This is a genomic window from Belliella pelovolcani (assembly GCF_900156785.1).
GTDB classification, from domain to species: Bacteria; Bacteroidota; Bacteroidia; order Cytophagales; family Cyclobacteriaceae; genus Belliella; species Belliella pelovolcani.
Genome location: NZ_FTOP01000001.1, coordinates 247,272 through 272,734, shown reverse-complemented (window position 1 = coordinate 272,734; position 25,463 = coordinate 247,272). Strand labels below are relative to the sequence as shown.

Genomic DNA, 25,463 nt, shown 5'->3' with positions numbered 1-25,463 from the left:
ATATTTCTCATTGTTTCCATTTCAAACAATGCCAGCTCTCAACAAAGTTTGAAGCTTTCGGGATTGATCATCGATAGAGACACACAAATGCCAATTCCTTATACCAATATTGGAATCAAAAATAAATTTATTGGGACTGTCTCAGATCATCAAGGCTATTTTTCAATTGAATTATCAGAATCTACAAATTCAGATACAATCGAAATTTCAAGGATTGGTTATGAAAAAATAAAAGCGCCTATTGCTGCTTTCGGATTTTCGGATTCAGAACCTATTATAATCTCCATCAAACAAAACATGATAGACTTGAATGAATTCACTGTAAATGAGGATTATATTGAAGGTCAGAAGTCATTCGGTATTTTGCCTTTAAAATCTCGATTTGCATTTGCTTTTAATCCAATGAAATCAGATGCAAGGGCAAATTTAGGAAGAGAGTTGGGAATTGAGATTGATCCCGATGGTAAAGAAATGAGAGTGAATGAGGTTAGTTTTGCAATACAAAGTAATCAAATTGGACATATAACTTACAGGGTTAATATTTATAAAGAAGATGCAATTCTTAAGGATAAACCGGGCGAAAAGGTTTCGGAAAAAATTTATGAAGTGACAGAAAAAGGTAATGGTGTTCATTCTGTATCACTTAAAAGTGAGAACATAATTTTGAGCGAAAAATCTTGGGTTACAATAGAGTTTGTAGATTTTCATGGTGAAAATGTACGAGGGATAGTAACTTTACCAGTCAAGTTTCCTTTAGGGAAATATTTGTCCAGAGAAAGTAGTTTGGGAGAATGGAATTCCGTCATGGGTAGGCCCAGTATAAAAGTAGATGTGGAAATAATGGATTTTAGATAATTAGATTAAATTAAAGATAAATGTTAGTTAGTTCTTCAACAAAAATCAAAGCATGAAGACAATAGATGATATTGTGAAGCTTGGAGATCCAAGATTGTATCAAGTTTGTGAACCAGTACTGAAGGAGGAGCTTCATCTTGTTAAGGATTGGGTAAAGGATATGCATGAAGCTATGGAGGATATTCGTAAGGTGTATGGTTTTGGTAGGGGAATCGCGGCACCTCAGCTTGGTATCATGAAGCGTTTGTTTTACTTGAATCTCGATAGGCCTTATATCATCATCAATCCATTTTTAAAAAATCAGAGTAAAGAAATGTTTGAATTATGGGATGATTGCATGAGTTTCCCAAATCTATTAGTTAAAGTCAAAAGACATCAATCGCTTACTTTGGAATACTTAGATGAAAACTGGGAAAAGCAATCCTGGGATGTCAATGGTGCCATTTCTGAATTGGTTCAACACGAATATGATCACTTGGATGGTGTGCTTTGTACCATGCGCGCTATAGATGATAAGAGTTTTCGTTGGAAAGGTTGATTATTTTATTACTGTTTATTCCCAAGCATTTCTGATATCATCGGGCTACTTTAAATAATTTGTCTAAATTTGCACCAATTTAGCCATAAGTATTTAATCCTCTTAAACCCTCACTTGTAATGCCTAAGGACAGCAGCATTAAACACGTTCTCATCATCGGTTCAGGTCCCATCGTCATCGGACAAGCTTGTGAATTTGACTATTCAGGTTCTCAAGCAGCCAGATCGCTTAGGGAAGAAGGAATCACAGTCACTTTGATCAATTCCAATCCGGCCACTATCATGACGGATCCAGTGACAGCAGATAATGTGTATTTGCTCCCCCTCGAGAAAAAATCTATCGTTCAAATCCTCAAAGAACATCCAACAATTGACTGTGTACTTCCTACTATGGGAGGTCAAACTGCGCTCAATTTGGCAATTGACTGTGATGTAGCTGGTATTTGGAAGAAGTTTGGTGTCAGAATGATCGGTGTAGATATCGATGCCATTGAGACCGCTGAAAACAGGGAAAAATTCAAAGCCTTGATGGAAAAAATTGGTGTGGGTGTTTGTAAAGGAGATACAGCAACCTCATTTTTACAAGGTAAAGAAATAGCCCAGGAAATCGGCTTCCCATTGATCATCAGAGCATCTTATACGCTTGGTGGAGCAGGTGGTGCATTTGTGGAGAAGGCAGAAGATTTCGAGAAGCTTTTGATGGCAGGACTTGAAGCTTCTCCTGTACATGAAGTTTTGATAGAGCAGAGTATTCTTGGTTGGAAAGAATACGAGCTGGAAGTCATGCGTGATAATATTGGGAACATGATTGTAATCTGTTCCATCGAAAATTTTGACCCAATGGGTGTACATACAGGAGATTCTATCACGGTAGCTCCAGCGATGACCCTTCCAGATACAGTTTATCAAAGAATGAGAAACTATGCGATCACAATGATGAATAGCATAGGGAATTTCGCTGGGGGATGTAATGTGCAGTTTGCAGTCAGCCCAGATAATAAGGATATTGTAGGAATTGAAATAAATCCAAGGGTATCTAGGTCTTCGGCTCTTGCTTCCAAAGCAACAGGGTACCCAATTGCCAAAGTAGCTGCCAAGTTAGCGATAGGGTATAATTTGGATGAGCTCTCTAATTCTATTACTGGTACCACTTCAGCATTTTTTGAACCAACCATTGACTATGTAATTGTCAAAATCCCAAGATGGAATTTTGATAAATTTAAAGGCTCAGACAGAAGACTGGGACTTTCTATGAAAGCTGTAGGTGAGGTGATGGGGATCGGTAGAAATTTCCAAGAGGCATTGCAAAAAGCCTGTCAATCCCTAGAAATCAAGCGTAATGGCTTAGGAGCTGATGGTAAGGAGCTAAAAAATCAAGAGGAGATTCTCTATAGCCTGGCTAACCCCAGCTGGAATAGACTTTTCCATGTATATGACGCATTCAAGTTAGGAATTTCCTTTAGAACTATTCAAGACCTTACTAAAATCGACAAGTGGTTTTTGAAGCAGATTGAGGAATTGATTCAGCTTGAGAAAGAAATTGAAAAGCATGATCTGAACTCCATTCCAAGAGACTTGATGGAGTTGGCCAAAAGAAAAGGATATGCAGATCGGCAGCTCGCGCATTTGTTAGGATGCTTGGAAAGTGAGGTTTTTGATAAAAGATACCAAGAGATGGGTATCAAGCGAGTTTATAAGCTTGTAGATACTTGTGCAGCTGAATTTGAAGCGCAGACACCTTACTATTACTCAACATTTGGTGAAGAAAATGAATCAATTGCTACCAACAAAAAGAAGGTGGTAGTCCTAGGTTCGGGACCAAACAGAGTAGGACAAGGGATAGAGTTTGACTACTCTTGTGTGCATGGGGTACTTGCTGCTAAGGAATGTGGCTATGAAACCATCATGATTAATTGTAACCCTGAGACGGTCTCCACAGATTTTGATATTTCTGATAAATTATACTTCGAGCCGGTGTTTTGGGAGCATATCTATGAAATCATCCTTCAAGAAAAGCCAGAAGGTGTCATCGTTCAGCTAGGTGGTCAGACGGCGCTGAAGCTTGCTGAAAAATTAGATAAGTACGGAATCAAGATCATTGGGACAAGTTTTGAAGCTTTAGATTTGGCAGAGGACAGAGGTAGGTTTTCTACTTTACTCCAAGAAAACGATGTGCCTTATCCTGAGTTTGGTACAATCCATAACACAGATGAAGCGCTTGAGCTATGTAAGAGAATAGGCTTCCCTCTTTTGGTGAGACCTTCTTATGTGCTGGGTGGTCAAGGTATGAAGATTGTCATCAACGAGAAAGAACTGGAAGAGCATGTAGTAAATGTGCTTCGCGATATTCCAAATAATGAAATTTTGCTTGATCACTTCCTAGAGGGAGCAATCGAAGCGGAGGCGGATGCAATCTGCGATGGAGAAAATGTCTATATCATCGGTATTATGCAGCACATAGAACCAGCTGGGATTCATTCGGGAGATTCTTATGCAGTACTTCCTCCATACAATTTGGGAGATTTGGTGATCAGGCAGATTGAGACTTATACCAAAAAGATCGCACTGGCTTTGAAAACCAAAGGTCTGATTAATATTCAGTTTGCGATCAAAAACGACAAGGTGTACATCATTGAAGCTAACCCTAGAGCTTCTAGAACCGTACCATTCATTTGTAAAGCTTATCAGGAGCCTTATGTGAATTATGCCACTAAAGTGATGTTGGGTGAGAAAAAGGTCACTGACTTTGAATTCAATCCGACAAAAAATGGTTATGCTATCAAGGTTCCAGTATTCTCTTTCCACAAGTTCCCGAATGTAAATAAGGAATTGGGTCCTGAAATGAAATCCACAGGAGAGGCCATCTATTTTATTGAAGATTTGATGGATGATTATTTCTTAAAGATTTATTCAGAGAGAAACCTTTACTTGAGTAGATAAAAGTTTGGATTTAAGGTAGTCGGTGACGCAATTGCCGGCTACTTTACAAATAGATTTGTTGCGTGAAATATATTATCATCATTTTAGGAATTGGTTGGTTGTTGGGTCAGTTGGTGAGGTACTTCTTGCGGACGAAGCTCGCGAAATTTGTACAGCAGGTAAATGAAGCAGCAAAAGAGCAACAACGTCAGCAGTATCATCAGACAAATCCAAATGGAGAAATCAGGGTTGATCATATTCCTGAAAAACATAAACGCAAATCCAAAGACCTAGGTAAAAGTGGTGAATATGTGGATTATGAAGAGATCAAAGATTGAAATTGATTGTTTCAAATACATTCTGTAAATTCTAATCATCAATTTTAAAATACGAAAGCCCCATGAAATTCAATTTCATGGGGCTTTCGATTTCCTTCTTTAGGCTTTATTTATCCTGAAGTACATTGCACCTATCATATGCTGGATCAATGTCGATGTAGACATCTTCTTTGGCTGTGACAAACCATTTGCCAAGGAGTTCGTCTTCTTTCTTTCTTCTGGTGGCAGCTTTAAGCTTTTCATAGTCATCGTTTAAGTTTGCTCTATGTGCAGGGAATCTTTCCTTATAGAACAATACTCTGACCTTTGTTCCCTCTCTAGGATCTTCAAACCTCATCGGAGGCGTGATGCTGCCAATTTTCATAGAATCAAGCGTGAAATACAGAACCGGATCATCAAGTGTTCTTAAAGTTAGTCTGTTTGACCCCGATCCTGGATCAGCAAAGAACCCACCATTATCAGAAGTTTCTCTGTCTTCAGAATATTCTTTAGCAGCTTTTGCAAACTCAATCTTCCCATCCAAAATGACATTTCTCAAGCTGTCCAAGTAGCGTTCAGTTCTCTTGATATCATCTTCGCTAGGCTCTGGTTTGATCAAGATGTGACGGGTATTGAATGTATTACCCCTTCTTTCAAGAAGCTGAATCATGTGGAAGCCAAACATTGTTTCTACTGGGTCTGATATTTCTCCAGGTTTTAGGGCCAAAGAAGTCGCTTCATATTCAGGAGCAAGTTCACCTCTTCTAAAAAAACCTAATTCACCACCTTGGATCGCTGATCCTGGATCTTGTGAATACTGTCTTGCCAATGTAGCAAAATCCGAAGTACCATCCATGAGCTGTTGCTTTAAGCCAGACAGAAAGTTGGCTACTTCTGTTTTTGCTTTTTCATTTACTTCAGGTTTTCTCACAATTTGCCCTACCGTCACTTCTGCTGAGAAGAAAGGAAGAGAATCTTTGGGAATTGAATTGAAGAACCTTCTGACTTCTGCTGGAGAAACGGTCAAGCCTTCCGTGATTTTGCCTTGCATACGCTGTACAATCATCTGTTCACGAAGTGCATCAGTGATTTCTGATTTCAACTGTTCACTGGTTTTTCCATATACTTCTACAAGTGTATTTTCATCACCTCCAAGCTGAGCCATCATCATGTTGAACCTTTGATCTGCTTGAATCATCACTTCTGCATCGCTTACGACGACTGAATCTATCTCCGCTTTTGCCACCATTAATTTGTTGATAAGCATAGACTCAAAGATATCGCATCTAGTAGGCGCTTCAAATCCTTGCTGTGAGCTAGCGATTGCTTCTAGATAAGTTTTTTGTACGTCAGACTCTAGAAGGATATAGTTATTCACCTTAGCAACAATCCTATCTAGAACCTGTCCCGTGGCTGGTGTGGTTTTCTTTTCTTCTTCTTGTGCAAATAGAAGACTTGCTGTCATCATCATGCAAGAGAATGCGAGAAGTACTTTGAATTTACTCATATATTTTAAACTCATTATTTTCTAGTGCTCTATTGTAAATGTCTTTTTGTAATTGTTCCACCAAAGCAATTTTCTTTTTGTTGAGGAGTATTTTAGAAATTTCCTCTTTAACAAAGTCTAGTGGAGGAGTTTGATCCTGCAATTTATATTCCAATATTTTGAAATAATAGGTGTAAGCATCATCATCTGCTTTGATCAATTTATTATTTCTTAGGAGCTGGACTTTATTGTTGTTGCTTGCAATGGGCGTGTTGATGATGATGTCTTCAAATCTGACCCATGTCGAATCTTCTAGGAAATAATTGGAAGCATGGTTGAGCGCTATCTGTCGGATATCCGAATCACTACCTGTTTTGTTTGAATTGAGTAGTCTTTCCAACCCTCTATTTTGATTGCTCGATTTTTCCAGTTTGAAAAAGTTTGTTCTCACAATGATTTCTTTCAAGCTGAAGTTTTCCTTATTCTGATCGTAATATTCCTGAATTTCAACGTCACTAATATTTCTGTCGGTATTGGCTTCCACATAGGCCTTTTCGAATTCATAGACCATCAGTGCATATCGATAATCGAGTAATTTCCTATTAAGCTCTGCCTCATCAAAGCTCATTGTTTTTCCAGCCTCTTTGATCATCAATTGTTTTCTAACCCAGCTTTGAATGTAGCGATTGGTGATGCTAATACTATCTTGCTCCGAATTATTTTGAGCAGAGAGGAAGTTCAAGTCTGATTTTTTCAGCATTTGATTGCCTACAGAAGCTACGACTTCATCATCTTCATCTTCAGCACTTGACTTGAACTTGAAGAAATCACAAGAACTAAGCAAGAGGCAAATGATAGCAGGGAATATGATCTTACTGATTGGTGACAAATTCGTAGACTCTATTTTTTTCTTCTTCGTTTATTCTGATAATATAATTTGCTTTCAAGGTTTCTAGCAAAGACTTATCGAGGTATTCTTGATAATCCTGAATGACTTTTCCTCTAGTTTCATCAAATTTCTTCGGGCCTGCAGGTATCTTATTACCCAACAGAATAAAATGGGTTTTATTGTCAATTTTAATCTCTTGGAGGGATTTTTTATCCATTACTCTACTAAGGATTGGGTGAGAATCAAACTCGTAAATATTGTTATCAATGGTGAATGCAAGTGGATCGTCATTCAAAAACGTATTCTCCAATCTACTCACTAGATTTTTTTGATAGGACTTATCACTAAGAAATCTTCTAACCCCAGCACTTACATTGTCTTTGGCCATCTTGACGATAAGGGCCTCAGTTCTTTCTTTCCATTGATAGCGGTCTACATTTTTCTCGTAGAATGAAACCTGCCCAAGACTATCTTCCAGTGCTTTTTGCCATACATTTTCATTCATCAATGTGAAGAGCAATATACCATCTCTATACTCTTTGAGCGTGAGTTGATATTCCTTGTTATTTTCCTCTAGGTATTTTTCTTCTGATTGATTGAGACTGACTTCTACAAACTTGTCATACCATGTTGCGAAGTAATTGCGCGTACCTGGTCGGATGGTTTGAGTATTGGACTGTATGAATTCTCTGAGATCTGACAATTCAGTAGGCACTCCATTGATAGAAAACAACTGTTGGTTTTCTAAATTTGGATTTTCAAGCTCCTGCTCTATCATGGCTCTGGACTGATTTTCGAATTTGCTGATCAATGAATCAACTAGCGCTTCATTTTCCTCAAAATTAAATCTTGATTTCTGAATAGAGGTGACTTGAGATTGGATTAGCGTGGACCTACTATCTCTAAGAATCTTCGACTTGATCATAGGCTCCATTTCTTCAAATGTGGCAAAAGGTTTTTTATCTTCAAGTCTGATGATATGGTAGCCGTAAGGGGTTTTGACAGGTGGAGAGATCTCCCCAATTTCAGTCAAGCTAAAAGCAACTTTCTCAAAATCTGGAATCACGGAACCAATACTTATAAAAGGAAGTAGACCACCAGAATTTTTTGTTCCTTGATCTTCTGAGTATTGTGCACAAACTTCCTCCCAAACACTTTCTTCTTTCTGTAGCTCTGTATAAATGTCGCCTACTCTTCTTAGAGCTCTTTCTTCTGCTACCGGATCCCCTGATTGAGACCTGACAAGAATGTGTGAGACTCTGATTTCTCCTGGATTGGGTTTTCTGTCTTCAAGTTTGATGATGTGATAGCCATAATTGGTCAAAATAGGCTCAGAAATTTCTCCTACTTCTATTCCAAATGCAGCATCTTCAAATTGATGAACCATTTGCAATGCGGTGAAGTAGCCTAGACTACCCTTGTTCTCTTGTGCAGAAGGGTCATCAGAATATTCCAATGCTAATTCATTGAAATCAGCTCCTTCTTCAGATTGAGTTTTGAGTTTTTGAGCCATGCGAAAGACTGCTATCGTATCTTCCCTACTTGCATTCGCAGGGAATTGGAGCAGGATATGGCTAGCTTTTACGATTTCCTGCATGCGGTTGTATGCTTTCATCAGCTCACCTTCTTGCAGGGAATTTTTGATCAAAAAAGGTCTAATCAGATCTTCTTTGAATATAGAAAATTCTCTTTCAAACTCTTCAGTCTGATCTAGTCCTCTATTTTCAGCTTCTTTCACTTTCAGCTTGAAGTTGACAAAAAGCTCAAAATTCTCTTCAAATATCGCTTGATCCATGATGGCTTCCTTTTCTTGAAAAGCCCTGTTTTTGGAAAGAATATGAAGAAATTCGTCTGCAAAGACTTCTTCATTTCCGATAGTCATCAGAGGTACAGGAGCGGAGGGCTCTTTGTCCGCAGGCTGAATGATTGGTTTGGGACTACACGCAAATGCAAAAGCCAAGCAGCAGAAGTAGAAATATTTGATATTCATATTGATGGCATGCCGAAAATTACAATGCAATGTTACAAATTTATAGGAACAAATATTCGGCTAGAGGCATTAAAGAATGACAAATTAACAATTATTTGGATTTGAGATTTTTGAAAAGTCTACAAGTGTTTTGAGAACCGATTTTTTCAAATTCAATTTTGTCCATGATTCTTTTGACCAAAATGATACCTAAGCCTCCTTTTCTTTTGGCCTTTTTCACTTGTGTGATTTCTGGTTCTTTGTATTCGATGATATTGAAGCCTTCACCTTGATCTTTAATTTCGATTTTCAAGATGCCATTTTGTTTTTCTACTTCCACTTGGATATACTCTTGGGGATTACAGCCATGAGAATGGATGATAAGATTGGCACAGACTTCATCTACGGCCAAGGTGACTTGATGTTGTTCGATATCAGATAGAGAGGTATCTCTCAGAATATCATTCAAAAAAACCCTCAGGTCTGTAAGCCTTGTGGTATCACAATATAGTTTCAGCTCGTGCTTCATCATATTTCTTGCAAGGCATCTTCTTTATTGGATTTGATTATGATTAATTGATCCAATCCTAAAATTCTAAATACTTGATAGACTCTTTCGTTCAGTCCATAGATGACCAAGGAAATATTTTTCTCTTGAAAATCCTCAATGTAGGACATGAAAACCCCCAATCCCGCAGACGAAATATACTGAAGATCAGTACCATCTACTAGGATATTTTTCTCACCACCTTCCATCAGAGCAATAATGCTTTCGTCTAGTTCCACGGAATTACTAGCATCCACCTCCCCTATAAGGTGAAGTGTTATGTGATTTGACTCTTTTGTAGTTTCGATTTTAAGCATGTTTTAATATACGCTTTTAAAGCATTGTGGGTTATTGTATAAATTTGATTACGAGCAATGAATAGTCATCATCAGGCAGTGTAGACTTACCAATATAACTGTATAGCTCTTCAATAATTTTTTGTTGAAGTTGCTCTGCATTGAGATCCTTGTATTTGTTGACTGTTTTTTTCAATCGTTCATAACCAAATTCCTCATTTTGATCATTTTTGGCTTCTACTATTCCATCTGTAAAAAGAATCAAAATATCTCCTACTGAGTAGCTGACTTCTTTCTCATGGACATATTTTTCATATAGCTTATTCCTCAAGATACCTAGCCCCATTCCATCAATACTTAAGTACTCAGAATTGTTTTTCTCAGCATTGAAAAATAGCGTAGGACAATGGCCCGCTCGAGAATACTTAAAGGTTCTTGATTTGGTATTGAGGACAAAATAAGAGGTGGTGATGAAGTGATTTTTTTCCAAACAATGGCTCAAGGCAGCGTTAGCTTTGATCAAAAAGTCTCGTGGACTGGGATTGAGTTGTACCAAGCTATGGAATACACCTTTCATCTGAGACATGTTGAATGCCGCGGAGGTGCCTTTTCCAGACACATCGCCTATGATAATGGCAAACTGGCTGTCACCAAGTGCTTGAGTCTCATAATAGTCGCCCCCAACTTCATCAGCAGCTTCTGAGAATCCATGGATTTGAAATGTATTATCCTTGTGGAGCATGGATGGAAGGAGACTTCTTTGTACTCTTTGGGCGATTTGAAGCTCTTCTTTATATCGTTCATTTTTGATGGCCTCGTTGAGTAAGCGATAATTTTCAACAGAGATACATGCCTGACCTACAAAAGTGGAAATGATGTTGGTCATTTCTTTGTTGAACCCATCTTTGACTTCTTTAAGAAGAAAAATCCTTCCTACAGTTTCTTTATTGACAACCAAAGGAATGACCATGGCAGATTTGTACTTGAAATCTTGAAGCTTACCTACAAATGTTTTGTTGTCATTGGTATTACTCTCCCATGTAAAATCTGAAAAAGGCTTGCTGTCTTGGATGATTTCTTGAACGATCTTACGCTCTTTGTTACTGATGAATCTTTGGTGAATGATATTTTTGTTACCCTCAGTGTCTTTCAGTTCTAGCCAAGCTGCATCCACATAAGCTGCACTCATGCAGGAATCCATTAAAATATCTAATACCTGATTTTCATTTTCTCCAGGTTTTATGGATTGGCTGAGGCGTTGGAAATTGATGGCCTCTACCAGCTTTTGCTCAAATACAGAGGAGGTTGGTAGATTGAAAAGCGTCACCAAGAAACTGAATATCGAATAGATAAATACAAACCCAAACAAGGAAAGTAGAAATAGATTATCCGTTAAGTTAAGATAGGGGGTGATGCTACCGCTATAAGAGAGCACTTGTATAAATAGGTAAGCAGAGGAAATTTGAATAATTACGAGAAAAAGAATTGATTTCCATTTCTCCTTGAATGTCAAATAAGGAATCCACTTTAGGTTGACTGAAAGAGATGCTCCGAAAATTATCAACACAGAAAGTCCGAACAAAAAACTATAGTCTAGCGTATTCTGATTGAAAAACACAAAAAACATACTGATTAAAAGCCCGATTTCGAATCCTTGCCACTGATTGACTACGCGCTTAGTCCTTTGGTAGAGTATCAAATGCTTCCATAAAAGTGTGGAGGAAACTAAGAACAATGTGATAAAGGCAAAATCTACATGGTAGAATACGTTTCTCAAAATAGGATCTGATGCCAACCTACTTTCTCCCAAAAGGTAGTAGAAAATTGAAATAAAAATGGAAACACTGGTCGCTACTATGCCTGTACTTGCACCTCTCCAAATCAGATCAAGGAAGTTACTCTTTTCACTATTATTGATAGAATAATTATAGAAAAGATAGACCATGATAAAAAATAATACCTGAAGTATGTAAGAAATCTCAGGTGCTATTCCTGACTCCATTTGATTGACTGTGCCAAAAAGTCTGGTAATATCAACGAAAAGTAAGGATAGCCAGGTCATTATCGCGACCAAAAGACTTATCTTGCCGATATTTAAGTTCGGGAGTTTGAACATTTTGTTTTGTAGGACACAAGTATACACAATACAATGCAAATTTCCTGATAGGCATTACCTGTATAAGTATAAATAAATGTTAAAATCTTTAAAGAATATGATTCGATTCACGCTCCGCATTTCATTGATCATGCTGATCATCCTTTCTTCATGTACAGCAGCCGACGTCAACAGGATATTGCAAACTGCCGGTGGCCAAGGACCACTAACACAAACGGAGGTATCAGCAGGACTCAAAGAAGCTTTGATCCAAGGGATTAGCAAGGGTGCAGACCAAGCCTCTATGACTGATGGGTTTTTTAAAAATGAGCTGATCAAGATTTTGCTTCCTGAGGATGCGAGAAGAGTGGAGTCTACATTGAGGCAGATTGGACTTGGATCAGAGGTAGATCGAGCGCTATTGGCAATCAATAGAGGTGCTGAGAGAGCAGCTCAGGAGGCAAAACCAATTTTCATCAGTGCGATTCGACAACTTACCATCCAAGATGCCTTCAATATCTTGAGAGGAGAACCGGATGCCGCCACACAGTTTTTGAGGAGAACTACTGAAACTCAACTTGTCGAATTGTTTCAGCCACGAATACAAGAATCTCTCAATGAAGTAGGTGCAACAAAATACTATGGAGACATCGCAAGTACTTATAATGCCATTCCCCTAACTAATAGAAAAATTGATCCTGATTTGAATGCTTATGTGACCAGCAGGGCTATAGACGGACTCTTCAAACTAATCGCAGAAGAAGAACAAAACATCAGAAAAGATCCCGTAGCTAGAACAAGTGCTTTGATGCGTAGAGTGTTTGGAGCTCAGGATTAATTCGGTTTTATTAAAATGCATAAAGGTGTGATTACAGAAAGACAATATCTGTAATCACACCTTTTTCAAATTTTTGCTCGATGATTTCGATGATTTTTGAGCGATTCATCGACATTTCATTCTTAATGGCTCCAGAAGTGACTTTTACAAAAAGTTTCTTTTCTTTAATATAGACAGAAGTAGTTCTACTGGCCACGGTTTTCCCCATCATTTCGGGCCAAGCTTGGATCAGCATGCGCTCGTCATACTTGTCTTTTAATCGATATGCCTTGAGCAATTCCTCAAATGCCTCTTGTAGAGGCGCAATCTCCTTTTTTCTTCCCGAATTGTCTCTGTATTTTTCCATCCTGATTCAAAAGTAAGCCTTTTCATCAAATAAACAGAGCACTTGCAATACTATCCGCCAATAGCTTTCCTTTTGTTGTAAGTTTCAAACTTGTATAATCAATTTCAAGAAGCTTTTCTTCGTTCAACTTTTGAATCATGTATGATTTGTCTTGTAACAAGTCAATCTGGTAAGTTTGTAATAAGTAATGGAGATCTGTTCCCCAAATTGTCCTCAAAGAGGTAAGAATGTACTCATTGACCAGATCTTCTGGAGTCAGATGATCAACTTCAAAAGAAAGTTTGTCTGCTTTGAGACTCTCTATGTACTTATTGTTGTTTGAAATGTTGGCTCCGCGTTCATTTCCATCAAAGGAATGGGCACTTGGACCTATACCCAAATAAGGAATCCCTCTCCAATAGTTGGTATTGTGTATGGCGAAATGTCCTTCTTTGCCAAAATTTGAAATTTCGTACTGTATGTAACCCGAGGTTTGCATAGCAGTTTGCAAGATTTCAAACTGTTCTGCCCCAAAATCCTCCGATGCAGGTTGAAATTTCCCCTTATCAGCCCAATTACCTAGCGCAGTTTTTGGTTCTATAGTCAGGCAATATGAGCTGATATGACCAGGATCTTGGGCGATTGCTATTGCTAAATCTTGTTCCCACTTTCTGTGGTCTGGGTTTGGAAACCCATAGATTAAGTCTATAGACAATTTAGAAAAGCCAGCATCTTTTGCTAAGCTTATTGCCTGTAGGGATTCACTAGCTTGATGTGCTCGATTGTAAAATTTTAAAATATCTTCTTGAAAACTTTGAATACCAATGCTCAATCTGTCAAATCCCAATCGCTTCAATGATTTGAGCTTTTTCTGACTCAGATCATCGGGATTAGTTTCAATGGTAAGCTCCTCAATAGCTAAATTGTAATTACGATGAATGGTATTCAATATCGAATCAAGCTGTGAATCTGATAGCAAAGAGGGCGTCCCACCACCAAAGTAAATCGTTTTGATTTGTGTATTTCCTTGGAGATAATCTTTTCGGAGAGAGAGTTCTTTATTGATCATCTGTACCATATCCTCTGAGCGACTCAAATTGGTACTAAAATGGAAATCACAATAGTGGCAAGCCTGCTTGCAAAATGGAATATGAATATAAATACCTGCCAATGGATGCTATTTGAATGGATAAAGATAGAAGAGATGTCAAGAAGTTTCAAAAACTACCTTAATTTTAGCTGACTATAACCTAAAGTATTGACGCGACATAAAAGTTTCATATTGATCTATTCCTGTTTGTTTTTTGCTTGTTTCCAGAGTTTTGGGCAAGAAAGCGGTATGACTTTGTCATATCGAGTAATAGGAGAAATCAATAAATCTGCTGTGCAATTCTTTCAAGATAGTTTGACAAGAGAAGTGCAGCTCAAGGCTGTAGTTGCGGAATTGTACAGAGAAGGTTTTTTGGGTGCTACCATCTATGATCGTGCATATTCAAGCGATACACTTCATGTGCAAATCGCGACTGGAACAAAGTTCAATTGGCTGGCCTTGAATACTGGGAACGTTGATCCAGTACTTTTATTAAAAGCGGGATTTGATCAACGGAGGTTTCAGAATAAACCTTTTCAGTATGAAGAAGTCGCAAGACTTTTTGATCAATTGATTTCACAGGCTGAAAATGAAGGGTTTCCCTTTGCTTCTATCAAATTGGATAGTATAGAAAGGGTAGAAAATGATTTTTCAGGAGTATTGAAGATGGACCTAGGCCCAAAAATCACCTTTGATACATTAAAAATCAGTGGCAACTCCAAAACAAATAGACTTTACCTAGCTCGATTCCTTCAGATACTGCCAGGAGAGCCTTTTTCACAAAAAAAAGTCGAGCAAGCTGTCAGGCAAATCAAGAACCTTCCCTACTTGAGATGGTCTGGAGAGCCAGAGATCAGTTTTCAGAATGAAGAAGCCACACTTTATTTGCCTATCAATGATCGAAAAATCAACACATTAGATGGTATCATTGGATTCTTGCCGAATGAATTTGAAGAAAATAGGCTTTTGGTTACCGGACAATTTGATCTAGGACTCTTTAATGTCGGTGGAAAAGGGCGGAATTATCAACTCAATTGGCAGCGATTGAGCCAGTATTCTCAAAATTTAAGGGTATCTGCCTTAGAACCAATGGTGTTAGGTTCCATGATAGATGTTGGAGCGAGTTTTTTCTTACTCAAAGAAGATACTACTTTCTTGAATAGAGACTTCAGACTAGACTTTGGGTATAGGTTTAAGTCGGATAATTATTTAAAGTTTTTTGGGAGAAGGCAGGCTGGAGACCTCTTGGCTACTGCTAGTTTTAGAGAAGTAGAGGCTTTGCCCCCTACAGCCGATTTCAGGTTTAATAATTATGGAGTTCAATATCAACTGTTCAAATTAGATGATATCTTTTTACCTCGAAGAGGGCATTTTGGAGAACTGGAGTTTGCTATTGGGAACAAGGTCATTCTAGAGAACACTGGATTGCCCCCCAGTATTTACGAAGGGATAGACCTAAGGACAATCCAGTTTTACATCAGAGGCGAGCTGATGAAGCATGTCTACTTCAATTCAAATTGGGGATTGATGGCGAAGTTGTCGGGGGGCTTGATGGAAAACAAAAATTTATTGGTCAATGATCTTTATAGATTGGGAGGTTTGAAAAGTATCCGTGGATTCAATGAGAATTTCTTTTTTGCAAATAATTATGTCTATTTCAACGTAGAACCTAGATTCTATTTTGATACCTATTCATATTTTATGATTTTTGTCGATGGTGGAAGATTAGAAAACAGTGTTCAAGGTTTGAGCATAGATTATCCTTATGCTGCGGGACTAGGATTTAGTTTAGAGACAGGAAGTGGGATATTCAATTTTATCTACGCTATGGGAGGTGCAAATGGACAAGATTTTGCGCTGAACCTATCAAAAATCCATTTTGGCTATACAGGAAGATTTTAGAGTTATGAAGATTTATTTTCAGGTTGTTTTATTTCAGATTTTTTTATTGGGTTATAATCTTTCCAGTAATGCTCAGGTATTAGAAAACTATCAAAATGAATTAGCATTTGCTAAGCAACGGGGATGGTTCAGGTCGTCAGAAATGATTCAGGTCTCTTTGGATATTTCTTTATTCCCAAACTCAAGTTTCCAAATTGGGTTACCCGAGGGAGCTACGGTTTTTATAGATGATATTCTTTGGTTTTATGCATCTCAAGACACCCTAACGACCATGGAAATATCAGATTTAAAGAATCGATTCTCGTTGGGGGATAAGAAAAAAGTTCTTATATCAGTGTTGAAAAAGGGGATTCAGACCTCAGATGTAAGCATTTATAAAGGTTATTTTAATGGAGTCGTTGACTACTCTAGCGTAGAAAAGGAATTGACAGGGTTTGAGAAACGCGAGATTAGCCGATTTTATGAATTTTTCTTTGTAGCACTCGTTGTGATCTTGTTTTTGATAGGATTGTATAAGTTGATTTATCCACTTGTACTCTATTACATTATAGATCCACAGTCATTGCTTACTGCCGAAGACTTTTCAGAGACTAATGCGCTACAGAAGTTTTTTTCACTGGATGTGATTTTTTATGTGATTATCATCAATTTACTTTCATCATTGATTGTATTGGTCGGAGTCAAAGAATTTGAGTTTGAATTGTTAATGCCGATGGTTTCTGGCGGACTCAATTCACTTTTCTTTTATTGGCTGGTTTTGACTTTAATTTTGTTTGTAGTGACGATTTTAAAATTCCTTTTTATCAAGTTTATGACTTTTGTATATGATTTGGGGAAAAATGAATTTTCACACTTTTTTTATTTGCTGCGGATAGTGTCTATTTTACTAGTTGTGATAGTATTGCTTATCTCAATTTATGCTTTAAATAGCCCTGAAAATCTGACATATATTATATCTCTTACATTTTCAGGTTTTTTCTGGGCATACTTGATAGGTATTTTTTTCCTGATGCTCATTATGATGAATCGCGTGTCTTTTAATAATTACCATTTATTTGCTTACATTTGCACCGCGGAATTAGTGCCTTTTTTGATAATTTCGAAATTTATCATAGGGTAGTAATATTCAAGTTCGGATAAATAAAGAATTATAAAAGATGAGTAAATCTACTAAAGACAGGTTCAGCCCGGTAAAAAGTATTTTAGTTTCTCAACCCAAGCCGAGTGATGAAAAATCACCCTATTTTCAATTGGCTGAAAAATACCATCTCAAAATAGACTTTAGGCCTTTCATCCAAGTAGAGCCAGTTTCTATCAAGGATTTTAGAAAACAAAAAATTGAAATTTTAAAACATACAGCTGTAATTTTTACAAGTAGAAATGCCATTGATCATTTTTTTACGATTTGTAAAGAGCTCAAAATAGAAATGCCAGCTGATATGAAGTATTTCTGTATTTCTGATCAAACCGCACATTACTTACAGAAATACATTGTCATCAGAAAAAGGAAGTTATTCGTAGGGACTAAGACAGCCTCTGATTTGTTTGATTACTTCAAAAAGCACAAATCCGAAAAATATCTTTTCCCATGCTCAGACATTAGAAAAGATGAGATTCCTGCTTACTTGGCTAAAAATAACATAGAGTATACAGAAGCAATCATCTATCATACCGTAGCGGCTGACTTGTCTGATTTGAAAGACATTAAATACGATATTTTAGCTTTCTTCAGCCCCTCAGGAATTAAGTCATTGATGACCAACTTCCCTGACTTCAAGCAGAACAATACCAGAATTGCTGCATTTGGACCGACTACAGCAGAGGCTGTGAGAGAGCAAAACTTGATTTTGGATATCGAAGCACCTATGCCAAATGCGCCAAGTATGACCGGTGCATTAGAGTTATATATTAAGAAGGCAAATAATTTATAACATCTTTTTAATCTTTTGTGGGGTTTTTCAGTTTAAATGTGTAGAATAGGAATTCAAAAGATAAAATCTTTTAATACATGGTTAAGCTGAAAGACTTCACACTTAGATTTTTACCATTTTTGGTTTTGGTTGTTTTATATAGCCCTGAGACCAATGCTCAACAAGATGCCCAGTTTACACAATATATGTATAATGGGCTTTTTTATAATCCTGCCTTTGCAGGAAAAGAAAAAGGTTACAATTTTTCAGCTTTACACAGAACACAATGGGCCAACTATTCAGGAGCAAATGGCCCTGCACCTATTACACAATTACTAACAGCATCAGGTTCTTTAGATAATACCAACCTGGGTTATGGTTTGTCATTTGTCAATGAAAATATTGGGCCAACCACCAATCAGGAAATCAACCTTTCTTTGGGATATCACTTGAGGCTACGTAGAGGGGTGTTAAGTTTGGGTGCTTCTGCTGGGGTTTTTTCCAGTACGCTCAAATATGATGAATGGAACTTAGTCAACCCAGATAGAGCAGTACCTGCTGGAGGAAGAGAAACCCAAATGAATTTCAACGTGGGTTTTGGAGCAATTTATGATCAAAGAAATTTCTACGTGGGTATCAGCTCACGTCATTTGAATGAGCCAGGCTTTGATTTCGGAGAAGGAGCAATAGGGAATCAGTTGAGGAATCATTCTTATTTGAATGCAGGATACAGAATAAGAACATTTGCATTTTGGACTTTTGAGCCAAGTTTTCTTTTAAAAACGGTTTCATTTAATAATTTTTCATATGACCTGAGCGTTATAGCCACACATAATCAAAAAGTAAGTGCAGGTCTAGCCTATAGAGGGGAAGAATCGGTATCGTTACTAGTAGGATATAGTCTTTTGAGAGACAATTCATTGAGAATAGGTTATGCATTTGACTTGGTAGTAGGAGGGCTCGAAGCCAAATCTCCTACGAGTCACGAGTTCATGTTGACCTACAATTTGCCACAGGTTTCTAGGGAATTTCAAAGAGCAATACAGCGGACACCTAGATATAGGTTCTAAAGAAAATGCGTAAAATTTGACAAATGATTAGTGTTTTTGTCAAATTTTCGTTTAAATTTCGCTTTCGTTGTAAATAGAAAATTATCAGTTATTTACATAACTTAATTACTGTCATTTATGTATAAAAAAATGATTTCAAGGTTTTTTCCAGTGATTGCGATGCTTTTAACAGCCTCGTTTTTACAAGGTTGTGGACTTTTTGGGAAGAAAGGATCTGCAAGTGAAAAGGATAACAGAAGAGGGGAAGTAACCGGTGTCGCCAAGCGTGTCGGTTGGCAACAGAATCTTCCAATCGATATGGTGGCTGTCAAGGCAGGTACATTCTGGATGGGGCAGGCGGATGAAGATATCGCCACCACTCAATCAGCCTTCAATAGGCAGGTTACCATTTCGGAATTTTACATGGACAAATATGAAGTGTCCAACAATAAGTACAGACAATTTGTAGAAGCGGTTAGACTTGGAGAATATTCCTATTCTACACCTACTACATTGAAGGATCCACCACAGTTCAATTTGGACGAAGTGCTTCCTGACACAACTGTTTGGACTTCGAGTTTCTCTTATCATTATGGTGATCCATTGATGGAGTTTTATTTTGACCATCCTGCATTTGACAATTATCCTGTAGTAGGTGTAAGTTGGGAGCAGGCTAATATGTACTGCACCTGGAGAACTTATCACATGAATGCCAATGATAAATCTAACTACGAGATGCCTCCTTTCAGATTGCCTACAGAAGCAGAGTGGGAATATGCTGCCAAAGGAGGAAAGGATGTGGCCAAGTATCCATGGGGAGGTCCTTACTTGAAAAACAAGAGAGGATGCTTGATGGCAAATTTCAAACCAGGTAGAGGTAACTATATCGATGATGGATTCTCCTACACAGCACCTGTAGATGTATATGCTCCAAATGGCTTTGGATTGTACAATATGGCTGGTAATGTTTCTGAATGGGTACTAGATGATTACAGTGAGGTTGGTACAGCATTGACATGGGACTTGGACCCTAAGTTTACCAAAGAAGGTGAATCTAGAAAAGTAGTAAGAGGTGGGTCCTGGAAAGATATCGCACACTACCTTGAGACAAGTACTAGAACTTATGAATACCAGGATGTGAAAACAGCACACATTGGATTTAGAACTACAATGACCTTCATTGGAAGATCAGGTTCTATGAATGTCAACAACAATAGAAGAAGACAACGATAATAAACAACTCTAAAAATAACTTAATCACGTACAATTACACTTTTAATTAAAATGGAACAGAACAAACAATCATTTAAGTATAAATTTTATGGCTCTATCATGCCAAAGATTTATGGTATCGGTGCAGCGGTCGTTATCCTTGGTGCGATGTTCAAAATCTTAGATTGGCCTTTTGCTAGTTTGATGATCGGTGTCGGCCTTTCAACAGAAGCAGTTATATTTTTTCTTTCTGCATTTGAGCCAAAGCATGAAGAATTAGACTGGACGAAGGTTTATCCCGAATTAGCGGGAGACACTCCAGCTGAGAGAAGAGCAGCCGCTAAAGTTGCAGCAGGCCCTAGTTCTACCCAGCAATTAGACGAAATGCTTGAGAAAGCTAAAATTGGCCCTGAATTGATTGAGAGCTTAGGAAAAGGGATGCAAAATCTTGCTTCCTCAGCTGAAAAAATGGGTAAGTTATCTGACGCAGCGGTTGCAACTAATGAATATGCAGAAAATGTAAAAACAGCTTCTAAAACCTTGGTTGATATCAATCAATCCTATGGAAAGACTGCTGCAGCTTTGACTGAAATGTCTTCCGCTTCTACAGATGCTAAAGAATACCATACGCAAGTAGTAGCAGTGACCAAGAATTTGGCAGCACTGAATAATGTGTATGAAATGGAATTGCAGGATGCAAATTCTCATGTGAAGACTTTAAATAAGTTCTACTCTAATATGACTTCTGCTTTAGAAGGATTGAATGAAGCTGGTAAGGAAACTGAAGCATTCAAAAATGAATTGGCTAAGTTGAACGCCAACGTAAGTTCATTGAATAAAATATATGGTGGTATGTTATCAGCCATGAAAGGTTAAGCCCCATTTTGTAGCAAAATGTTTAATCTTTTAGAGAAATAATATGGCCGGAGGTAAAGAAACCCCTAGACAACGGATGATTGGGATGATGTACCTTGTGTTGACGGCATTGTTAGCACTTCAGGTATCCAATCAAATCCTACAAAAATTTGTATTGATCAATGATGGACTAGAAAGAACATCAAAGAATTATATACAGAAGAATGAATTTGCAGTGCAGTCTATAGCTGGTACTGTAGAGCAGCAAGGTAATAATGAGAAGGATGTTCCAAAAGTAAAAGTAGCTCAGGAAATTCGTAAGAAGTCTGCTGAAGTATTCACTTACTTGGAGTCTATGAAGCAAGAATTGATCACAGCTTCCAATGCTGTGGATGATCAAGGTCAGTTCAAAACTTCAGCATTGAAGAACGTAGATATCCCAGGCAACATCTTCAATAATAACCGCAAAGGTTATGAAATGCAGGAAATCCTAAACAAGTATCCAGAAGAAGTGTCAGCAATGCTAAGAGAAATTGGCATTGATATGAATTTTCAGCCGATCGCTAAAGATGCCAAAGAGATAGACTTGTTTAAGAATAATCCCGATGTTAGAACCAAAGATTTTGTGAATTTGACATTTGTCAAATCTCCAATAGGTGCAGTTCTGACATTGATATCTCAATTTCAGAATGAGGTATTGAATGTAGAAAGTGAGTCATTGGTTGCAATTACTAACACCATTGGTTCGTTCTATTACAAAGCAGATATCGTTCAAGCAAGAATAGCCGCATTGTCTAATGTAGTAGCCGCTGGGACTAAATTTGAAGCCGATATGTTCATCGCTTCAAGTTCTTCATCAGATGTCCCAAAAATGCTCGTGGACGGTAGAGAAGTACCAGTAACAAATGGTTTTGGTAAGATTGAATTTACAGCTAGTCCTGGTTCATACGATGATAGAGGCTTATCTCGAAGAGTAATCAAGGGTGAAATCATCACCAATGTAGGTGGAGAGGATCAAGTATTGGATATTGAATACGAATATTTCGTAGCTCAGCCTGTGGTTAAAGTGACTTCTGAGGTAGTAAACCAGCTATATGCTGATTGTGCTAACGATCTATTTATTGATGTTCCTGCATTAGGTAATAGCTATTCACCATCATTCTCTGTATCTAATGGTACTGCTATCGCTGGTGCTAGACCAGGCCAAGTGACTATCATACCTGGTCCTTCTGGAAAGACAGTGATCGGAGTAAGTAGTGGTGGCAATAAAATCGATGATGTGAGCTATGATATCAAGCCTGTACCTATGCCTACCATCGTGCCTTCTACTACACAAGGTCCGATAGACATGAGTCAGGGTATTTCTCCGATTCAGAGTATTTTGATCAAAGCAGAAGCTGAGCCTACATTCGCAAGAACTATGGCTAGAGATGCGAAATTCGAGGTGACTGGTGGAGAAATTACGCTAGTGAGAAGTGAGGTGCCTAGAGGTTCTGTAAGTATCTCAGGAGAATCTGTAAGCATTAGAAACTTAGCAGAGCAAGCAAGACCTGGAGATCGTTTGGTGATCAGAGTAACAGAAATTACCAGAACAAACTTCCAGAATAGAAAAATTAAAATGCCTTTGTCATCTCCACAGATTTCAAATGTTATTATCAAGTAAACATACGCTACGGCGTGAAACATACAGCATATGAAAAAGCATGCTAAATTAATCGGACTGTTAATCTTCTTGGGATTTTATCTTAATACAGATTTGATGGCTCAAGTGCCTACGAGCATGAACCCATCAGGTGGAGGAGATAGGCAATTCAAGAAAGATACTGTATTTTCTATTAGACCAATTCGTGAAGATGATAAATTGTATCAGATTGCGGTTTGGAGAAGAATAGATCTAAGAGAAAAATACAATTTGCCGCTCTATGGTTCTGGAGATGCGAAGTCCAACGGAATCATGACCAATATTTACAAAGCTGTAGTTGAAGACAATGCTTTGGAAGTATTTGCTGATGAGGACTTCACTAAGCCACTTTCTATTGCTGAGTTTCAGAATAATTTCTGGATAGCAGCAAATGGAGATAGTATCTTCATGAAGAACTTGTATTATTTAGATTTCAGAGAAGATTTTCTATTTGATAGGCATCATTCCCAGACGAAATTTGATGTGAAGTATATTGAACTAGTCATGCCTTCAGAGACTAATTCCAATGCAGGTCAGAAGACTATTGCTTTCATTAGATTCAAGGATTTCTACAATCATTTCCAAGATCATCCTGAAGCCAAGTGGATCAACTTTCAAAATGCGTCAAAGGAACTGGGATATGATCAAGCCTTTGATTTGAGATTGTTCAGATCAGTAGTTAGAAAGTATGCTAATAAAGATGATGCTTTGATTGTGGATATGGTTAATCCAAATCATCCAAATCAAGAATTACAGGCCTTCTTAGATGCTCTAGATTTCGAATATAGACTTCTCGATTGGGAAAATGCCCTTTGGGAATGGTAATAAAAAAAGCGGCGATTGATTTCAATCGCCGCTTTTTTTATTTAGTCCCTCTAGCAAAATTGCTGTTTTATTTTTTCCGATTACCTGCTCGATTTCTTCTGACTTAGCTTCCTTGATTTTTTTTAGAGATTTGAAATGTTTCAAGAGTTTCTCTGCAGTGCCTGATCCAATTCCTTCGATTTCGGTAAGCTGAGTCCCAAAGGCATTTTTGCTTCGAACATCTCTATGGAAGGTAATAGCAAAGCGGTGTGCCTCGTCCCTGATTCTCTGAAGTAACCTCAAAGACTCTGATTTCTTATCGATATGAATTGGGTAGGAGTCCTCTGGGAAATAGATTTCCTCAAGCCTTTTGGCTATGCCAATGATGGGAACTTGCCCATAAATACCTAAATTCTTTAAGGCTTCCACAGAAGAGGATAGCTGGCCTTTACCGCCATCGATGACAATCAGTTTGGGTAATGGTTTTTCTTCTTCTAAGAGTCTTTTATACCTTCTTCCTACTACTTCTGTCATGGAAGCAAAATCATTGGGTCCTTCGACTGTTTTGATATGATAATGCCTATATTCTTTGTTTGCTGGCTTGCCATTGATATAACATACCATAGAGGCTACCGGATTTGTCCCTTGAATATTGGAATTATCAAAACATTCGATGTGGTCGGGAAGCTCCTTGAGTGATAGGTCTGATTGGAGTTGTTTGAGTACCCTGAACTTTTTGTCCTGAACATCTCCGGCGGCCAAGGCCTTCTCCTTTTTATAGTATTTGGCATTTTTCAAGGAAAGGTCTACTAGATGCCTTTTATCTCCAATTTTTGGGACTAAAATATTGAGTCCTTCTATGGCTTCCTCTAGTTCAATATTTACCAGAATTTCTGGGGACTCACTATTGAATTGATCTCTCAGCCTGACGATAGCTGTGAGAAGCAATTCGGATTCTGTTTCATCTAGTTTTTTCTTTAGCTCGACGGTCTTTGTTAGGTTGATGCTGCCATTTTTGATTTTCAGGAAGTTTACAAAGGCCAATTTATCATCTGTCACAATGGTAAATACATCCAAATCTCTGATGCTTGGATTGACGACCATTGACTTTGCTTGGTATTTTTCCAATAGGTCCAATTTATCTTTAAATCTTTGAGCCATCTCAAACTCGTACTTTTCTGCAGCTTCTTGCATTCTTTGCTTGAAATAGCTTTTTGCAATGCCCAGATTACCCTTGAGAATATGCTTGGCTTGTTCTATGTCTTTCATATAGGCAGGCTCACCTTGTAACCCCTCACATGGCCCAAGACAGTTACCAATGTGATACTCTAAACAAACCTTATATTTCTGTTCTGCAATTTTGTAGGGGCTTAGATCTAGCTTACAAGTACGGATAGTGAAAAGTCCTCTGATCAAATCAAGGACATTGTTCATAGCCTTGACGCTTGCAAAGGGGCCAAAGTACGTTCCTCGGCCTTTGATCATTTTTCTAGTGGGAAAGATTTGAGGGAAATTCTCTTGTGTCAGTAGCAAGTAAGGGTAGGTCTTATCATCTCTGAGTAAGATATTGTACTTGGGTTGCGTCTTTTTGATTAAGTTATTTTCCAAAAGAAGCGCATCAAACTCAGAGTTTACCAGGGTGATTTCTATCTGTCGAATCTCTCTGACCATTCTACGGGTCTTGTGATTGACACCTGTGTTTTTGACAAAGTAACTGGCAACTCTTTTCTTTAGACTTTTTGCTTTCCCTACATAGATGAGCTCTTTGGATTCATTGTAATATTTGTATACTCCCGGTTGATCAGGGAGTAAATTGTATTCTTCAGGAGTGTAAAAAGATGCTTCCATAGGTTTACAAATATAAAAAAACAGCCTCACTAGAGGCTG

22 protein-coding genes are annotated in these 25,463 nt (G+C 37.9%); 13 read left to right on the top strand and 9 right to left on the bottom strand.

The annotated features are described in order from the left end of the window. The first annotated feature begins 63 nt into the window (after positions 1-63). The 4 genes from BW935_RS01255 to BW935_RS01240 all read left to right on the top strand — a co-directional run bounded on the left by BW935_RS01255 (position 64) and on the right by BW935_RS01240 (position 4,649). Complete coding sequence (locus BW935_RS01255; RefSeq protein WP_175606618.1) at positions 64-855, top strand: carboxypeptidase-like regulatory domain-containing protein; 792 nt, start codon at positions 64-66, stop codon at positions 853-855. A 52-nt stretch (positions 856-907) separates the two neighbouring features. Next, positions 908-1,393 (top strand): peptide deformylase, encoded by a 486-nt coding sequence (locus tag BW935_RS01250; RefSeq protein ID WP_076497753.1) that lies wholly within the window; start codon positions 908-910, stop codon positions 1,391-1,393. A gap of 119 nt (positions 1,394-1,512) precedes the next feature. Beyond that, a complete protein-coding gene (carB, locus tag BW935_RS01245; protein ID WP_076497751.1) occupies positions 1,513-4,332 on the top strand; it encodes a carbamoyl-phosphate synthase large subunit in 2,820 nt (939 codons plus the stop codon). A 62-nt stretch (positions 4,333-4,394) separates the two neighbouring features. After that, positions 4,395-4,649 (top strand): DUF4834 family protein, encoded by a 255-nt coding sequence (locus BW935_RS01240; protein ID WP_076497749.1) that lies wholly within the window; start codon positions 4,395-4,397, stop codon positions 4,647-4,649. Between the two features lie 106 nt (positions 4,650-4,755). Here BW935_RS01240 and BW935_RS01235 read toward each other — a convergent pair whose 3' ends face one another. The 6 genes from BW935_RS01235 to BW935_RS01210 all read right to left on the bottom strand — a co-directional run bounded on the left by BW935_RS01235 (position 4,756) and on the right by BW935_RS01210 (position 11,931). Continuing rightward, complete coding sequence (locus BW935_RS01235; protein WP_076498147.1) at positions 4,756-6,135, bottom strand: peptidylprolyl isomerase; 1,380 nt, start codon at positions 6,133-6,135, stop codon at positions 4,756-4,758. After that, positions 6,128-7,003, bottom strand: coding sequence for a peptidylprolyl isomerase (locus BW935_RS01230; protein ID WP_245802616.1), 876 nt, complete (start codon positions 7,001-7,003; stop codon positions 6,128-6,130). The genes BW935_RS01235 and BW935_RS01230 overlap by 8 nt, the downstream gene beginning before the upstream one ends. Next, positions 6,987-8,993, bottom strand: a complete 2,007-nt coding sequence (locus BW935_RS01225; protein ID WP_076497745.1) for a peptidylprolyl isomerase — start codon at positions 8,991-8,993, stop codon at positions 6,987-6,989. The genes BW935_RS01230 and BW935_RS01225 overlap by 17 nt, the downstream gene beginning before the upstream one ends. A 91-nt stretch (positions 8,994-9,084) precedes the next feature. Continuing rightward, a complete protein-coding gene (locus tag BW935_RS01220) occupies positions 9,085-9,501 on the bottom strand; it encodes an ATP-binding protein (protein ID WP_076498145.1) in 417 nt (138 codons plus the stop codon). Beyond that, entirely contained in the window at positions 9,501-9,836 is a 336-nt protein-coding gene (locus BW935_RS01215) for an STAS domain-containing protein (protein ID WP_076497743.1), read from the bottom strand. Before BW935_RS01215 ends, BW935_RS01220 begins: the two co-directional genes overlap by 1 nt. A gap of 31 nt (positions 9,837-9,867) precedes the next feature. Beyond that, a complete protein-coding gene (locus BW935_RS01210; protein ID WP_076497741.1) occupies positions 9,868-11,931 on the bottom strand; it encodes a GAF domain-containing SpoIIE family protein phosphatase in 2,064 nt (687 codons plus the stop codon). A 97-nt stretch (positions 11,932-12,028) separates the two neighbouring features. Between BW935_RS01210 and BW935_RS01205 the strand changes: the two genes are divergently transcribed. Then, on the top strand, positions 12,029-12,748 hold the full coding sequence (locus BW935_RS01205; protein WP_076497739.1) for a DUF4197 domain-containing protein: 720 nt from the start codon (positions 12,029-12,031) through the stop codon (positions 12,746-12,748). A 31-nt stretch (positions 12,749-12,779) separates the two neighbouring features. Here BW935_RS01205 and BW935_RS01200 read toward each other — a convergent pair whose 3' ends face one another. Continuing rightward, entirely contained in the window at positions 12,780-13,094 is a 315-nt protein-coding gene (locus BW935_RS01200) for a DciA family protein (protein ID WP_076497737.1), read from the bottom strand. Between the two features lie 25 nt (positions 13,095-13,119). Next, on the bottom strand, positions 13,120-14,244 hold the full coding sequence (gene hemW, locus BW935_RS01195; RefSeq protein WP_076497736.1) for a radical SAM family heme chaperone HemW: 1,125 nt from the start codon (positions 14,242-14,244) through the stop codon (positions 13,120-13,122). A 168-nt stretch (positions 14,245-14,412) separates the two neighbouring features. On the opposite strand from hemW, the gene BW935_RS01190 reads away from it, so the two are divergent. From BW935_RS01190 to porN, 8 genes are all read left to right on the top strand, one after another. Continuing rightward, on the top strand, positions 14,413-16,065 hold the full coding sequence (locus BW935_RS01190; protein WP_139325471.1) for a BamA/TamA family outer membrane protein: 1,653 nt from the start codon (positions 14,413-14,415) through the stop codon (positions 16,063-16,065). 4 nt (positions 16,066-16,069) lie between these two features. Further along, positions 16,070-17,185 carry a DUF4271 domain-containing protein gene (locus BW935_RS01185; protein WP_076497734.1) on the top strand — a complete coding sequence of 372 codons (1,116 nt, stop codon included), beginning with the start codon at positions 16,070-16,072 and terminating at the stop codon, positions 17,183-17,185. Between the two features lie 37 nt (positions 17,186-17,222). Then, the gene (locus tag BW935_RS01180; RefSeq protein WP_076497732.1) at positions 17,223-17,996 is read left to right on the top strand and encodes a uroporphyrinogen-III synthase; all 774 of its coding nucleotides are present in this window, start codon (positions 17,223-17,225) and stop codon (positions 17,994-17,996) included. 77 nt (positions 17,997-18,073) lie between these two features. Continuing rightward, positions 18,074-19,045, top strand: coding sequence for a PorP/SprF family type IX secretion system membrane protein (locus tag BW935_RS01175; RefSeq protein WP_076497730.1), 972 nt, complete (start codon positions 18,074-18,076; stop codon positions 19,043-19,045). 117 nt (positions 19,046-19,162) lie between these two features. Continuing rightward, the gene (porK, locus tag BW935_RS01170; protein ID WP_076497728.1) at positions 19,163-20,257 is read left to right on the top strand and encodes a T9SS ring complex lipoprotein PorK/GldK; all 1,095 of its coding nucleotides are present in this window, start codon (positions 19,163-19,165) and stop codon (positions 20,255-20,257) included. A gap of 51 nt (positions 20,258-20,308) precedes the next feature. After that, on the top strand, positions 20,309-21,112 hold the full coding sequence (gene porL / locus BW935_RS01165) for a type IX secretion system motor protein PorL/GldL (RefSeq protein WP_076497726.1): 804 nt from the start codon (positions 20,309-20,311) through the stop codon (positions 21,110-21,112). A gap of 43 nt (positions 21,113-21,155) precedes the next feature. Next, entirely contained in the window at positions 21,156-22,754 is a 1,599-nt protein-coding gene (gene porM, locus BW935_RS01160; RefSeq protein ID WP_076497724.1) for a type IX secretion system motor protein PorM/GldM, read from the top strand. Between the two features lie 30 nt (positions 22,755-22,784). Continuing rightward, positions 22,785-23,597, top strand: coding sequence for a type IX secretion system ring subunit PorN/GldN (gene porN, locus BW935_RS01155; protein ID WP_076497722.1), 813 nt, complete (start codon positions 22,785-22,787; stop codon positions 23,595-23,597). A 21-nt stretch (positions 23,598-23,618) separates the two neighbouring features. On the opposite strand, the gene uvrC is transcribed toward porN, so the two are convergent. Further along, a complete protein-coding gene (gene uvrC, locus BW935_RS01150) occupies positions 23,619-25,424 on the bottom strand; it encodes an excinuclease ABC subunit UvrC (RefSeq protein ID WP_076497720.1) in 1,806 nt (601 codons plus the stop codon). Between the last annotated feature and the right edge of the window lie 39 nt (positions 25,425-25,463).